This is a genomic window from Faecalibacterium sp. I4-1-79, from assembly GCF_023347235.1.
In the GTDB taxonomy this organism is placed as follows: domain Bacteria; phylum Bacillota; class Clostridia; order Oscillospirales; family Ruminococcaceae; genus Faecalibacterium; species Faecalibacterium tardum.
The window spans coordinates 3,004,807-3,019,107 of the sequence record NZ_CP094467.1 but is presented as its reverse complement, the minus strand read 5'-3'; the positions used below and the strand labels follow the sequence as shown (position 1 = coordinate 3,019,107).

Genomic DNA, 14,301 nt, shown 5'->3' with positions numbered 1-14,301 from the left:
TTAATGCCCCTCCCCGGCGGTGGAGACCGCCCCGGCGGTCAGGCTTGCCCAAAGGGGCTCGCTGTTTTCCAGCAGGGAAGCCGATTCCTTCAGCCATGCGCCCCGGATGCCGATATAGTAATCTGCCAGCAGCTGCTGGCTGTCTCCGCTTGCGCTCTGCACCGCGTCCGAGGTGTAGCTGCCCAGCTCCATCCCGGTCAGCACCGGGCAATCCGTCCAGCGGTAGACCATGTTCCACCAGTCGCTGTCGGCGTCGGACTTGGGCAGATGACCGTCCAGATACCGCAGCGTGCCGGTGGTCTGCTGGAAGCCTGCGGGGTCATACAGGATAAAGATGGAGCTGAGGGAGCTTTGGATATCGGTGGAAAGCTTGGTGGTGCCCGCCATATCCAGATAAGCGTCCGAGTCCTCGCTGTTGAAGGCCATGGTGTATTGGTTCAGCTTCACCACCACCTTGCCGTCGCCGTTGCAGTCCTCGCCATAGGCGGCAAGCTGCTGTTGCAGGGCGGTGACGGTGGCTTCGGGCAGGTAGTAGGGGCTGACCACTGCAATGTTGTAATCCGGGTGGGTGGTCAGGAAATACTGCCCGATAAAGCAGTACGCCACGAACGCACCCGCAATGCCGAAGATGAGCACCCATTTCAGGTTGTAGTCCCACCAGTTTGCCCAGCGCTCCTTGCGGCTGTACTGCCGCTGTTTGCGGGGCTTGAGATCCTTGGGGTCAATGTCGCGTTCGTAACGGTAGCTTGCCATAAAATAGTTCTCCTGTGTGATACGGTCAGCCAGCATTGCAAAGCCGGTTCCCAAAGCCTTCACCCCTTGGGGGGAAGGTGGCGCGCAGCGCCGGATGAGGGGTAATTCCGGCAGCAGCGCCCTCATCAGTCACCTGCGGTGACAGCTTCCCCCGACCGGGGGAAGCCTTTGAGCAGAACGGCGATTAAAACGATGTTACTTCAGTGCAGCCAGAATGCTTTGGCGCACGGCGTCGGGCAGCTGCTTCTGCTCAGCCTTGCTCATGCCGGCGGTCTGGATGGGTGACATGATTTTGATGCGCACACTGCCCGGGCGGCAGCGGTTGCCGTTTGTCTCGAACAGGGCGCGGGCACCGGTGACAGCCACAGGCACCACCGGGGCGCTTGTCTTGACCGCAATGCGGAAGGCACCGGCCTTGAACTCGCCTGCGCCGCCCTCTTCGCCCTTGTAGCGGGTGCCCTCAGGGAAGATGACAAAGCTGCGGCCGCCCTCCACGATGGCGGTGGCATCGTTCAGTGCCCGCACCGAGGCGCGCACATCGTCACGCTGCACGAACACGCAGCCCAGCAGCTTCATCCAGCGGTTGAGCAGGGGGATCTTTTCCAGCTCCTCCTTGGCAAGGATGCCGTGGGGTTTTTCCAGTCCGGCCAGCAGCAAAGGAATGTCGTAGTAGCTGCGGTGGTTCGCCACAAACACGCAGGGACGGTCTTTGGGAATGTTCTCCAGCCCTTCCACCAACAGGGACACACCGGTCACCTTTAAGATGCCCCGGCTCCAGCGGGGGATATGCTGGTTCACGATCTGCTCCACGGTGGCGGTATCTCCGGCGGCTGCGGCGCGCTCGGCACGGCGCAGGATGCTGTAATGCAGGATCATGTACCCGAACAGATAAATAAACATCGCAATGGTGCGAAGAATGCTCATAATGGTTTCCTCCTATTGCAAAAAATGCCATTGTCATTGTAGCACATTTTGCGTAAAAAAGGGAGAGATAAATATTTTTTTACAATTAGCCCCGGTTGTATCTTGCAAAGTTGACAAAATACAGGTATATTTATATCTGTAAAGCCAGCACAATGGCACTTTCCAGACAAAACGCCTGCGGTGCTGGTTAAAAACACAAGAGAGGTACCGCGGTTACTATGGGTCTTTTTCCTTCTGCCAATGATTTCAAGGCCGGTAAGGGTGTCGAAAAGGATGCCCCCCGCAAGACCGGCATCGGCCGCTTTTTTGAGCTTGTGGGCCGTGATATGAACGGGATGTTCCTTGCAAACCTGCTGACCTGTATCGGATTTGCACCGGTCATCTGTCTGGTGTACATCGGCTTTTTGCAGAACAGCCTGCCGGTGATGCTGGGCAGCGCCGCCGTGGGCGGCCTGCTGGCCGGGCCCGCACTGGCCGGAATGTACGATACTGTCCTGCGCGCGCTGCGCGACGAGGCGGGCTACTGGTGGGTGACCTACCGCAAGGCCTTCAAGCGCAACTTCAAGGCCAGCCTTGCGCCCGGTGTGCTGTACACCGTGGTGGTCACGCTGCAAATTTTCCTCGTCTATTTCTGCTTCAATATGCTGTACCACGGTACCAACGTGGGCGTCCCGCTGTGGGTGGCTACGGTGCTCAATCTGGTGCTGTTCCAGATGCTGTTTGCCTACATGTGGCCGCAGGTGGTGCTGCTGGACCAGCCTTTGAGCCTGACTTTGAAAAACAGCATCAACTGCATGATCGCCTTTTTGCCCCACGCACTGGCTGCTGCCATCGTGCAGGTGCTGTTCTGGGGCGTAGTCATTTTGTGCATGCCGCTGGGGCTTTTCCTGATGCTGATCTTCGGTTTCTGGTTCGTCACCGAGGTGTCCTGCCAGATCGTGTACGGTGATATTGACCGGGTGTTCCACATTGAGGAGAACATCCGCAAGATGAAGGACGCCGAGCTGGAAGCAGCCCTCAAGGAGGACTACGCCGACGATGACACCCCGGAGGAATAAGCGATAAAACTGCGGAAAGGAGCGATGTCCCATGGAACAACGGAATAATCTTGTGCTGCAGGGGACGGAGACCTTTTCCCGCGGGCAGCTGGACAACCTTGCGCTGGAAAACGGCGCACTGGTGCTGGATAGCGTAGCCGGGCGCAGCCTTTTGTACGGCAGCTACACCACCCCGGAGTTTGCCATGCCGGCCTTCTGCAACCTGAACGTCAGCTGGAACGCCCATGCACCCCGGGACACCATGGTGGAGGTGCGCTGCCGGGTGTACGCAGCAGGGGCGTGGACAAGCTGGATGAGCTTTGGCAAGTGGGCACCGGATTACCCCCGGTGCAGCGTGTCCAGCCAGAGCGAGGACGGCATGATCTTTTTGATGGGCGATACCGTCACGGTAGCCGCCCCGGGCGGTGGCACCGGCGTGCAATTGCAGGTGAACCTTTCCACCAACAACGATAAAGTTAGCCCGGCGGTGCGTCTGCTGGCCGCGGCGGTGCGTCCTCTTGCGTGGGAAAAGCACAACGGCCACCCGCTGAACCGGCGGCTCTATCTGCCGGAATACTGCCTTTCCGCCCACGACCCCAGCTTTGGGCGGGAGATGGATCTGCCGCTGGTCATGGCGGCGCTGATGAACCGCTGGGGCGAGGATATCCTGCCGGAGGAAGTGGCCTACGCCATGGAGGACGGCAGCACCCGCTCTACCGGCAACACCGCCTTTGCTGCTGCCGCCGCAGGCTGCTGCGGCTACCCCTGCTGGCAGGCGTGGATGGACCTTGCCGACCTGCGGGAGCAGATCCACGACGGCTGCTCGGTGGCGGTGCAGGTGGAGCGGCGGGTGCGCGGCCAGCGCGACCCGTCGCGGCTGTGGATGGGGCTGCGCGGTTTTGGCCACGATGACGCCGTGATGGCAGACTTTGTGCTGCTGAACGACCCCACCGCCGATACCGACGGCGCAGTGAACTGCACCATGGCGCTGGTGGATTTTATGCGTTACTTTACCGGCAAAGCCATTGCTCTGCGGCCAAAGCAGCGGGAGACTGAGGCCGACCGTCCCCGGCGGCTGCGGTGTGACCTGCGCGCCGGCACCCAGCCGGGCGTTTACTACTTTGAGCGGCGGGGAGAGCCCGCAGACCTGCCGGAAAGCTTTTCCGGCTGGATCGCCTGCGCGCCCCACGACGGCGTGGCGCACGCCACCACTGCCCACCGCACCTTTTTGCGCTGTACCCGCACCGAGGACGGCGGGGTACAGTTCCCGCCGGAGCTGCTGGCCGCAGGCGGGCGCTACAGCGTGTATGCAGTGGATCAGACCGGCACCATGCGGGTAGCAGAGGTACGGCTGCCGAAGCCGACCCCCGTACCTGCAAGCACAGAACCCAAGGCCAGCGGCCAGACCGGGGACGCCCCGGCACAGCCGTAAGCTTTTTCAGGGCGATATATGAAACAGGAGGAACACATTATGGCAAAGACGATCATCACTTTGGGCCGTGAGTACTGCACCGGCGGACGCTACATCGCAGAGGACGTGGCAAATGCACTGGGCATCAAGCTTTACGACAAGGAGCTGATCACCATGGCAGCAAAGAACTCCGGCTTGTCGGAGGAGGCTGTTGCCGCCAGCGAGAAACGGCACACCCACAGCCTGCTGTACAGCCTGTACACCATGGGTAACGAGCTGCCGCTGGGCGATCAGGTGTTCATTCTGCAGAGCCGTATCATCAAGCAGCTGGCCGAGGAAGGCCCCTGCGTGATCCTTGGCCGCTGCGGTGACTACGTTCTGCGGGAGCGCAAGGACGTGCTGCGGGTGTTCGTGTATGCACCCAAGGAGTGGCGCTTGCAGTACGCCAAGACCAACCCCTTGGTAAAGGCCAAGGACGAAAAGGGCATCAAAGACGAGGTGGAAAAGACCGACCGCAACCGCTCGGCCTACTACAACTACTATACCCAGAACCGCTGGGGCGATGCCCACAACTACGATCTGGCCATTAACGCCGCCCTTGGCCGCGAGACCTGCGTGAAGATGATCTTAGACGCAGCCGCCGCAAAGGAAAAGACGCTGTGACCCCCGGCAAGACCCAATAAACAACGACAGAACGTGGGCAGGGCGCTTCTGCGCCCTGCCCATGTTTCCGGCAAGGGAAGTTCTTACAGAGCGTATACCTTCTGAAGGCTTCCCCCCTTGGGGGGAAGGCTTTAGTGGCTGCGGCGTTGACTGAGAGCGGTATCCATGCCGCAGCATCCCCAATCCCAAGTGTTCAAAAGGAGAAATCGTGAAAACAAATCAATCGCAGACCGCACCCGCCGAGGTGCGGGAAAATATCATGGGCACCATGGAGATCAACCCGCTTTTGCTGAAACTCAGCATCCCGATGATGATCTCCATGCTGGTGCAGGCGCTGTATAATGTGGTGGACTCGGTGTTCGTGTCCCATGTCAGCGAGAGCGCCCTCACCGCCGTATCGCTGGCCTTTTCGCTGCAGAACGTCATGATCGCCGTGGGTGTGGGCACCGGCGTGGGCGTGAACGCCCTGCTGAGCAAGAGCCTTGGCGAAAAGAACCAGAGCCGCGCCAACGCCACCGCAGAAAACGGCATCTTCCTTTCCCTGTGCAGCTTTGCGGTGTTTTTTGTCATCGGCTTTACCTGTATGAAACCCTACTTCTACGCCCAGACAAGTGACCCCGTCATCGCGCAGCAGGGCATCCGGTATCTGTCGGTTTGCTGCATCTTCAGTCTGGGCATTTTCACCCAGACCATGGGCGAAAAGCTGCTGGCGGCCACCGGCCGCACCCAGCTGAGCATGATCAGCCAGCTGGTGGGTGCAGTGGTGAACATCATTCTGGACCCCATCTTCATCTTCGGCTACTGCGGGCAGGCGCTGTCCGGCACCACCGGCGCGGCGGTGGCTACGGTCATCGGCCAGTTCTGCGGTGCAGGCATGACGCTGTACTTCAACACCCGCAAAAACCCGGATATCCAGATCAGCTTCAAGGGCTTCCGGCCCAGCGCCAAGACCATTGGCCGCATCTACACCGTGGGTCTGCCCAGCATTGCCATGCAGTGCGTGGGCAGCCTGATGACCTTCGGCATGAACCTGATTTTGATGGCCTTCTCTGCCACGGCTGTGGCGGTGTTCGGCGTCTACTTCAAGCTGCAAAGCTTCGTGTTCATGCCCATTTTCGGCCTGAACAACGGCATGGTGCCCATCATCGGCTACAACTACGGTGCCCGCAGACCCAACCGCGTGAAAAAGACCATCAAGCTGGCGGTGTGCTACGCCGAAGGCATCATGCTGGCAGGCTTCTGCATCTTCCAGTTTGCGCCCGGGCAGGTGCTGAGCATCTTTGCCGCCAGCGACGCCATGCTGGCCATCGGCATCCCGGCCATGCGCATCATCTGCCTGCATTTCCTGCTGGCGGGTGTCAGCATCGTGCTCAGCTCGGTGTTTCAGGCGCTGGGCAACGGTGTCTTTAGCCTCATCGTTTCGGTCTGCCGCCAGCTGTTCGTGCTGCTGCCGGCAGCGTGGCTGCTGGCACAGACCGGCAGCGTCAACAATGTCTGGTGGGCCTTCCTCATTGCGGAAGTCGTCAGCATCCTGATGAGCCTGGCCTTCTATGCCCGTATCAACAAGACCACCATCGCACCCCTGTACCACTGACCCGGGTGCGGGCAGCGGCCCTGCAAACGAAAGGAACGTGATCTCTATGGTAAAAAAGCTGAAGTGGAACCTGATCCTCATGAGCCTGCTGTATGTCGGGCTGGGCATTTTTCTGGTCATGAAGCCCGGCACGGCGCTGAACATCGTCTGCTACGCGCTGGGCGGCGTGGTGCTGGCCTGCGCAGCGGTGCAGCTGATCCGCTACTTTGTGGTGGAGCGCGGGGTGTTCCAGAGCCAGCTTACCCTGATCTCCGGCCTTATCTGCCTTGCGCTGGGTGTTTTTCTGCTGCTGCGCAGCGATATCGTGGTAAGCATTTTGCCCATTGTGTTCGGCCTGTTCGTTATCTTTGACGCCATTGGCCGGGTGCAGAACGCTTTAGACCTGCGCCGCTGCGGCTACGACAGCTGGAAGGGCTTTCTGCTGCTGCCGGTGCTCAGCGTGGTGCTGGGCGTGGTGCTGATTTTGAACCCCTTCGGCGCCATGGAAACACTGGTGATGGCCATCGGCGTCATCCTGATCGTAGAGGGTGCCATCAACCTGCTCAGCGCCCTGTACACCATCCTTGCGGTGCGCCGCTTTGCAAAGCTGCACCCGGAGACCCAGTCCGTACTGGAAAGCATTACCGGTGAGGATTTGAACGGCGATGGCGTTGTCGCCCCGGACGTGACCCGCACCGATGCAGAAGCCACCGCCGTGGAGCTGGACCATGTGGACGAGAGCGCCACCGTGGAGCAGGAGGAGCGGGAGTAAAGAATAAACCCTCTCAGGCAACGCCGTCAGGCGTTGCCTGAGAGGGTTCTACACCAAATTATCAAGAAAAGGAAAAAGGAACAAAATCATGGAAAAGTACGATCTGATCATCGTGGGTGCGGGCCCTGCCGGCATCTTTACCGCTGTGGAGCTGCTGCGCCACGGCAGCAAAAAGAAGATGCTGCTGGTGGAAAAGGGCAAGCCGGTGGAAAAACGCCACTGCCCCAAGGCAGAGGTAGGCCACTGCGTCAACTGCCGCCCCACCTGCGCCATCACCACCGGCTTTTCCGGTGCGGGCGCGTTTTCGGATGGCAAGCTGAGCCTTTCCTACGAGGTGGGCGGCGACCTGCCCACCCTCATCGGGGAGGAGTTTGCGCAGGAGCTGATCGACTACACCGATAAGATCTATCTGGAGTTCGGCGCAGACCCCCATGTAGAGGGCATCTACACCGGTGAGGACATCAAGGAGATCCGCAAAAACGCCATCCACGCGGGTCTGAAGCTGGTGGATTGCCCCATCCGCCATCTGGGCACCGAGAAGGCACAGGAGCTGTATCTGGCCATCCAGAACTATCTGGCAGACAACGGCGTGGAGATGCGCTTCAATACCGAGTGCGAGAATATCATTCTGGAAGAGGACGGCTGCAAGGGCGTGCTGCTGAAGGACGGCGACAGCCTGCTGCCCGTGTATGCGGACGAGGTGGTCATCGGCACCGGACGCCGCGGCGCAGACTGGCTGGAAAAGCTCTGCGCAGAGCACCACATCGCTCACAAGCCCGGCACGGTGGACATCGGCGTGCGTGTGGAGTGCCGCAACGAGGTGATGGAAAAGGTGAACAAGGTGCTGTATGAGTCCAAACTCATCGGCTACCCGAAGCCGTGGAAGAACAAGGTGCGCACTTTCTGCCAGAACCCCGGCGGCTTTGTGGCGCAGGAGAACTACGACAACGACCTTGCGGTGGTCAATGGCCACAGCTTTAAGGAAAAGAAGAGCCCGAACACCAACCTTGCCATTCTGGTGTCCCACAACTTTACCGAGCCCTTCAACCAGCCTATCGCCTATGCACAGAAGGTGGGTGAGCTGACCAATATGCTGGGCGCAGGTCACATCATGGTGCAGCGCTACGGTGATATTCTGGACGGCAAGCGCACTTGGCAGAAGGAGCTGGCACAGTCCAACGTGAAGCCCACGTTGAAGGATGCCGTGGCCGGTGATATCACCGCCGCCATGCCCTACCGCGCCATGACCAACATCATCGAGTTCATCAAGATGCTGGACATGGTCGTGCCCGGCTTTGCCGCCAACGAGACCCTGCTGTACAGCCCGGAGCTGAAGTTCTACTCCAACAAGGTGAAGATGGACGAGAACCTTGACACCAACATTCAGGGTCTGCACTGTCTGGGCGACTCCTCCGGCTGGACGCGCGGATTGATGATGGCTTCGGTCATGGGCGTGCTGATGGGCCGCAAGCTGGCTGAAAAAGAAGGCTGCTAAAAGTTATCTATAATAAAAAATCCCGGCACCGCAAGGTGTCGGGATTTTTTGTTATCACATTTTAGCCCTCGATGAGCTCCACAGTGGCCATTTTGACCGGGGTGGTGGGCTTGTCGTTCCAGTCGGTGCGGACAGCAGCGATCTTATCCACAACGTCCATGCCGGCAACCACCTTGCCAAAGGCGGCGTACTGGCCGTCCAGATGGGGGGCATCCTGATGCATGATGAAGAACTGGCTGCCTGCGCTGTTGGGGTTCATGCTGCGGGCCATGCTGATCACACCGCGGGTGTGCTTGAGGGGGTTGTTGACGCCGTTAGCGGCAAACTCGCCCTTGATGTTCCAGCCCGGGCCGCCGGTGCCGGTGCCCAGCGGGCAGCCGCCCTGGATCATAAAGCCGGGGATGACACGGTGGAAGGTCAGGCCGTTGTAAAAGCCTTCTTTGACCAGCTTTTTGAAATTCTCACAGGTGATGGGGGCAACTTCCTCGTTCAGCTCGATGTCGATGATGCCGCCGTCTTCCATAGTAATGCGAACCATAACGCTACAATACTCCTTTTGTGTTGACCCCGCAGCGGGGGTGTTGGTGGCAGAAATGACTGCCCGGATATCCCTTATAGTATACCATAGGTTTTGCCCGTTGCAACGATGCAGATGCAACGTTTTTGTGAATTATCTGCCCCAATAGGCTAAAAATGTGCGCCGCAACCGGAGTTTGCGCTCTGGTTGGTGGACGCAACCGGGCTTTTGTGCTAGAATCGTGCCACAAAAAATAATTACAATTCCCCCTGCATCTCCACCATATCCGCCCAGAAGCGCTTGGGGCAATGGGTCATGCGGCCTTTTTCGTTGTGGCGCGCCTTGATCTCCAGCGTTTTGTAGAACTGCGTCCACAGCGCCTGAAACTGCTGCTCCCGCGCACTGGGCGGCGGCAGCTCCAAGGGCGCTGCCAGCTTCAGCAGCCGGGTGCTGCGCCCCTCGTGCAGCAGCACCGCCTGATGGACGGCATCGTAGATCATGAAATCCTCCTCCGGGAAGCGTCCGCAGAAGTGCGGGCGCAGCAGGGGGAGGATATAATTTTTGGGGTGGATGACCGCGCCCAGCATCCCGTCATGCTCCTCGAACCGCACAAAGCCCTGAAACTTGTCTACCTCCCAGTCCAGACTTTTTTTCATGGCGTGGAGGGGCGCGACCACCGGATGCCCCTCCCGCTTGACCGTACCCGGGCCCAGCGCAAAAGCCAGATGCAGAAAGCGGAGCAACAGCAGCTCCTTGTCCTCCTGCCCGGAGAGAAAATCCCGGCTGACAAGATACTCGGTCTCTGCGCCCAGCTTTTTGCCAAAGCTGGCGAACACCCGCCGGGCGATGGCGGGGTCGGTGGCAATGTCCTTGACCGGGTAGAGGGTGGCGGTCTCCCGCTGGGGCGTCCACACCGCAAAGGGAAGCTCATGCTGGGCAAAGCTTTCGTATACGCAGCACAGAAAACCCTCAAAGCTGCCGTCGTACAGGTAGACCACGTCGGCATCGTGCAGCTTGCGCGCCCCCTTGGGGCTTACAGCGTCTTGGCAAGACATTGCACCGCCTCCTCCCTTACCATGCGGACAGCCGCCCGGGGCGGCACGCCCTGCCCGATGAGGTTGTCCACAGCAGGCGGGCTGAACAGGCTCAGCTGCTCGCAGCTGCCGCTGAATACGTTGGGGTCGATGAGCGCCCGGGTAATGCGCTCCCGCCCGGCACTGCCGCGCCCCGGGTGCGCCCCGGAAAAGCCCCGGCAGGTGATGAAGTACTGCGCCCGCTTGAGCACCACGCCCATGCGCTTGAGCTCGTCCAGACCCAGCGCCGCCTGCTTGCGGGCGCGCCAGATGCGCCGGGCGCTTTTGGGGCCGATGCCCGGCACCCGCAGCAGCATCTCGAAGGGGGCGCGGTTCACATCCACCGGGAACAGCCCGTAGTGCTGCACCGCCCAGTTGCATTTGGGGTCCAGATAGGGGTTGAAGTTGGGGTTATCCTTATCTAAAATTTCGTCCGCCTCGAACTGGTAGAACCGCAGCAGCCAGTCTGCCTGATACAGCCGGTGCTCCCGCAGAAGGGGCGGCTTTGTGTCCAGTGCGGGCAGACGGGTGTCCTCGGCTACCGGGATGTAAGCGGAGTAGAACACCCGCTTCAGCCCGTATTTGTGGTACATTCCCTCGGTCAGTTTTAAGATGTGGTAGTCTGTCTCCGGCGAAGCGCCCACGATCATCTGGGTGCTTTGCCCGGCGGGGGCGAATTTGGGCGCGTGGCGGTAGAGGGTAAGCTCCTCCCGGCTGGCAGCGCCGGACACCGCGATCTGCTTCATGGGGCGGAAGATGGAGTGCCGCCCCTTGTCCGGGGCCAGCAGGTTCAGGCTGCGCTCGCTGGGCAATTCCACGTTCACGCTCAGGCGGTCGGCCAGATACCCCAGCTGCTGCACAAGCTCCGGGCTTGTGCCCGGAATAGCCTTGGCGTGGATGTAGCCCCCAAAGCGGTATTCACCCCGCAGCAGACGCAGCACCGCCAGCATCCGCTCGGTGGTGTAGTCCGGGGTGCCCAGCACCGCACTGGACAAAAACAGCCCCTCGATGTAGTTGCGGCGGTAGAACTCCATGGTCAGCTCTGCCAGCTCCCGGGGCGCAAAGGTGGCGCGGGGGATATCGTTGGAGCGGCGGTTGACGCAGTAGCCGCAGTCGAAGGAGCAGCAGTTGGTCATCAGCACCTTGAGCAGGCTGACGCAGCGGCCATCGGCGGTAAAGGCGTGGCAGCAGCCCGGCGCGTAGCAGCTGCCCACCGTGCCCGGGCGCGCGGTGCGGGACGCCCCACTGGAGGTGCAGGCAACGTCATATTTGGCGCTGTCGGCCAAAATGGTCAGCTTATCCATCAGGGTCTGTTCCATGCAAAAAACACCTCCAAAGAGGATAAAATCGGAAAAAAGGGTCAAAAAATAAAGCCATACGCAAAACAGCAGATGGCTTTATGAAAAACAGGGGGCGTCTGGCCGCGAACCCTCTCAGTCATCGCGTAGCGATGACTGAGAGGGTTCCGCTTACCACTTGGCCTTGGTCTCTACCACGCGGCCTGCAATGTGCAGGTGGTTCAGCTCCTCGCCCTTGATGACCATTTCATGATAGGCGGGGTTGAAGGGCTGCAGCACCACGCAGTTGCCGCGCTGGATGTAGCGCTTCAGGGTGCCCTCGCCCTCGTCGCCGTAGATCAGCACGCCCAGATCGCCGTTTTCCAGCGTGTCCTGCTTGTGCACCAGCGCAAGGTCGCCGTCCTGAATGCGGGGCTCCATGCTGTCGCCGCGCACCACCAGATAAAAATAGTTGGCGGGGTCTTTCACCCGGGCGTACTCCTGCCCGTAGTCCTCCTCAAAGGCCAGTGCGCCGTAACCGGCCTTCACCGTGCCGATGACCGGGATCAGGCTCTCGGTATAGCTGCCGAAAAAGCGCTCCTCGGGGGCAGAAACATTGCTGACCGGGCGGTACAACCCCAGCAGATAGTCCGCCGTGGTGTTCAACAGCTCCGCAATGCGGGCCACGGTGGAGGGGTCGGGGGAGGACTTGCCGCTTTCCCACTTGCCGACAGCCTGCTGTGTGACCCCCAGTCTGGAGGCAAGCTCCGCTTGGCTGACGCCCTGCTTTTTGCGGCACTGCTTCAATAGCTCTGAAAACGACATGATGATGCTCCTTTTCCCGATGGGTGGTTTATGTTGGTTTTATTATACAACAAAAAGGTGTTTCTGTAAAGAGAAATTCCAAAAAAACTTCGAATAAAGGTTGTGATAAATGCGCCCGTTGTACAGTTGCCGTACAGAAAAAAGAAAAAATTTGCATAAGGGCTTGACAGAACAGCGTAAATCTGGTAAAGTAAATAGGCATTCGACACGGCGTAACGCGAGTGTCCACAAGGAGAGATGTCCGAGTGGTTTAAGGAAGCAGTCTTGAAAACTGCCGTACGGCAACGTACCGTGGGTTCGAATCCCACTCTCTCCGCCATTTTTTATTGAATAAGTGTAATGCACTTTGCTCTGGAGTAGTACTCAAGAGGCCGAAGAGGCGCCCCTGCTAAGGGCGTAGGTCGTCTAAACAACGGCGCGAGGGTTCAAATCCCTCCTACTCCGCCAAGAAAATCCCTCGTAGTTTCGTGAAAACTGCGGGGGATTTTCCTTTTTTGTGACCCCTTCAGTCTCGCTCCGTTCGGCAGCTCCCCCAAGGAGGCGCCTGAACTCTCTCAGTCAAAACCTGACGGCTTTGCCAGCTCCCTCGGAGAGGGAGCCTTTGGCATGGGAGAAGGTTTGCGGTTAGGACGGAAAGTTTCTGATTGCTTTCGGCGTGCAAAGACGCTCCGCTGGGCCAGAGGCAGGGAGGGGTGTTCCGACTCCCCCCTCCCTACCTCTGGACTCCACCCACCCCGCAACGGGTCAAGGGCTGCACGCCCTTAACAATCCTAAAGAAGAAGTCGAAGCACAAAAAAGCTAGCGCTGCGCCAGTCGGCGCTATCGCTTTAACACTTTTTTCGCTTCTCCATTTATAGCCCCTCAGTCGCTGCGCGACAGCTCCCCCCAGGGGGAGCGGCTGCGCTCGCAAGCTTTGCGGTTTAGCCGGAAACTGTACCGCCATGCCAAGGGCTCTCCCTTTGGGAGAGCTGGCAAGCCCTTTTCCCGCAGCGCCGCGCTTTCGCAGAAAGCGGCGCTGCAAATGCCGTTTTCCTTCACGACCCCACCCGTGAAAATACAAGCCCGGAAAGTCCGCAGACTTTCCGGGCTTGTTCTAATTAAAAATAATTTTTCCGCTGAATATGCCCAGAGCAACGCGGAGGGCATTCCCAATCGTTTCGTCTTGCAGCGGTGAGCCAGCTGAACCGGAAAAGCTTTACAGCAGCAGATTCGTGATGCCTGCCAGCACCAGCAGGTGCACCGGGTAGAACCAGTAAAAGGCTTTCTTTTGCAGCGGACTGCACGCGCCGCGCTGCCCGTTATAGAACCAGACCAGCACAAAGGCCAGCGGGGCGGTGAGCTCGAACAAGAACAGCAGCGCGCCTGCAAGGCACTGCCGCTTGCGGTTTGTGCGGGTGAGGTACAGCGCGCAGATGATGATCACGCCGCTGGCGTTGTAGTCGGTATTGGCAGCCAGCGCCAGTGCGGCGCACCCGCCCGCCCATACAAGCCCCTGCCAGCCGGGCAGGCCGTTTTCCTTTTCAAAGCGTTTGAGTCCTGCCATAGCCAGCACGCCCAGCGCCAGCGTCCAGTAAACGTTCTGCGCACTGGGGTCAAAGGGGGTGCGGAAGAACGCAAGGTCAAAAGGTACTTCGCTCAGAAGGCCGAACAGCACCAGCCGCCCAAGGTAGTCTTTGACGTTGTGAGTGTGCACAAAGCCCTCCACCAGTAAAAAGCAGAACAGCGGAAAGGCCAGCCGCCCGGTGAAGCGCAGCACCATGTCCAGCCGGTACAGCGGGTAGGCAGAAAGGGTGTCCTGCGAGAGGGTGCCGGCGTCCAGCCCGGGCACAAGGATGCCCGCCTCGATGCAGGACGCGCCGATGTGGTCCACCAGCATGGTAATGCAGGCAATGGTTTTAAGAGCAGTGCCGCTGAAAGTGCGGCGCGGGGATAGTGCGGTCATAAAAAATACCTCGTTCAGGTCGTTAAAAATCGTTACAGG

13 protein-coding genes and 2 tRNA genes are annotated in these 14,301 nt (G+C 59.6%); 8 read left to right on the top strand and 7 right to left on the bottom strand.

The window, feature by feature from the left end:
- On the bottom strand, window positions 1-753 hold the full coding sequence (locus MTP36_RS14915; RefSeq protein WP_097779066.1) for a hypothetical protein: 753 nt from the start codon (window positions 751-753) through the stop codon (window positions 1-3).
- Between the two features lie 195 nt (window positions 754-948).
- On the bottom strand, window positions 949-1,677 hold the full coding sequence (locus tag MTP36_RS14910) for a lysophospholipid acyltransferase family protein (RefSeq protein WP_249251911.1): 729 nt from the start codon (window positions 1,675-1,677) through the stop codon (window positions 949-951).
- Window positions 1,678-1,895: 218 nt separating this feature from the next.
- Here MTP36_RS14910 and MTP36_RS14905 point away from each other — a divergent pair, with 218 nt between their 5' ends.
- The 6 genes from MTP36_RS14905 (at window position 1,896) to MTP36_RS14880 (ending at window position 8,628) form a co-directional block, all read left to right on the top strand.
- Window positions 1,896-2,735, top strand: coding sequence for a DUF624 domain-containing protein (locus tag MTP36_RS14905; protein WP_015537206.1), 840 nt, complete (start codon window positions 1,896-1,898; stop codon window positions 2,733-2,735).
- Between the two features lie 31 nt (window positions 2,736-2,766).
- Window positions 2,767-4,146, top strand: a complete 1,380-nt coding sequence (locus MTP36_RS14900) for a hypothetical protein (protein ID WP_249251909.1) — start codon at window positions 2,767-2,769, stop codon at window positions 4,144-4,146.
- 39 nt (window positions 4,147-4,185) lie between these two features.
- Window positions 4,186-4,788 carry a cytidylate kinase-like family protein gene (locus MTP36_RS14895; protein WP_055186304.1) on the top strand — a complete coding sequence of 201 codons (603 nt, stop codon included), beginning with the start codon at window positions 4,186-4,188 and terminating at the stop codon, window positions 4,786-4,788.
- A gap of 208 nt (window positions 4,789-4,996) precedes the next feature.
- Window positions 4,997-6,382, top strand: coding sequence for an MATE family efflux transporter (locus MTP36_RS14890; RefSeq protein ID WP_249251907.1), 1,386 nt, complete (start codon window positions 4,997-4,999; stop codon window positions 6,380-6,382).
- Between the two features lie 46 nt (window positions 6,383-6,428).
- On the top strand, window positions 6,429-7,133 hold the full coding sequence (locus MTP36_RS14885; RefSeq protein WP_118657985.1) for an HdeD family acid-resistance protein: 705 nt from the start codon (window positions 6,429-6,431) through the stop codon (window positions 7,131-7,133).
- Between the two features lie 88 nt (window positions 7,134-7,221).
- Window positions 7,222-8,628 carry an NAD(P)/FAD-dependent oxidoreductase gene (locus MTP36_RS14880; RefSeq protein WP_055186306.1) on the top strand — a complete coding sequence of 469 codons (1,407 nt, stop codon included), beginning with the start codon at window positions 7,222-7,224 and terminating at the stop codon, window positions 8,626-8,628.
- A gap of 61 nt (window positions 8,629-8,689) precedes the next feature.
- Here the strand turns inward: MTP36_RS14880 and MTP36_RS14875 are convergent, their stop codons facing one another.
- The 4 genes from MTP36_RS14875 to MTP36_RS14860 all read right to left on the bottom strand — a co-directional run bounded on the left by MTP36_RS14875 (window position 8,690) and on the right by MTP36_RS14860 (window position 12,320).
- Window positions 8,690-9,166, bottom strand: coding sequence for a peptidylprolyl isomerase (locus MTP36_RS14875; RefSeq protein ID WP_005921677.1), 477 nt, complete (start codon window positions 9,164-9,166; stop codon window positions 8,690-8,692).
- Between the two features lie 236 nt (window positions 9,167-9,402).
- The gene (locus tag MTP36_RS14870) at window positions 9,403-10,200 is read right to left on the bottom strand and encodes a TIGR03915 family putative DNA repair protein (protein ID WP_249251905.1); all 798 of its coding nucleotides are present in this window, start codon (window positions 10,198-10,200) and stop codon (window positions 9,403-9,405) included.
- Window positions 10,179-11,537, bottom strand: a complete 1,359-nt coding sequence (locus MTP36_RS14865; RefSeq protein WP_249251895.1) for a putative DNA modification/repair radical SAM protein — start codon at window positions 11,535-11,537, stop codon at window positions 10,179-10,181. The genes MTP36_RS14870 and MTP36_RS14865 overlap by 22 nt, the downstream gene beginning before the upstream one ends.
- Before the next feature lie 150 nt (window positions 11,538-11,687).
- Window positions 11,688-12,320 (bottom strand): LexA family protein, encoded by a 633-nt coding sequence (locus MTP36_RS14860; protein ID WP_055186311.1) that lies wholly within the window; start codon window positions 12,318-12,320, stop codon window positions 11,688-11,690.
- A 231-nt stretch (window positions 12,321-12,551) separates the two neighbouring features.
- Here MTP36_RS14860 and MTP36_RS14855 point away from each other — a divergent pair.
- Window positions 12,552-12,639: transfer RNA gene (locus tag MTP36_RS14855), tRNA-Ser, on the top strand.
- Window positions 12,640-12,673: 34 nt separating this feature from the next.
- Window positions 12,674-12,767 (top strand) — tRNA-Ser (locus MTP36_RS14850).
- A 748-nt stretch (window positions 12,768-13,515) separates the two neighbouring features.
- On the opposite strand, the gene MTP36_RS14845 is transcribed toward MTP36_RS14850, so the two are convergent.
- Window positions 13,516-14,262 carry a TraX family protein gene (locus MTP36_RS14845; protein ID WP_249251885.1) on the bottom strand — a complete coding sequence of 249 codons (747 nt, stop codon included), beginning with the start codon at window positions 14,260-14,262 and terminating at the stop codon, window positions 13,516-13,518.
- Between the last annotated feature and the right edge of the window lie 39 nt (window positions 14,263-14,301).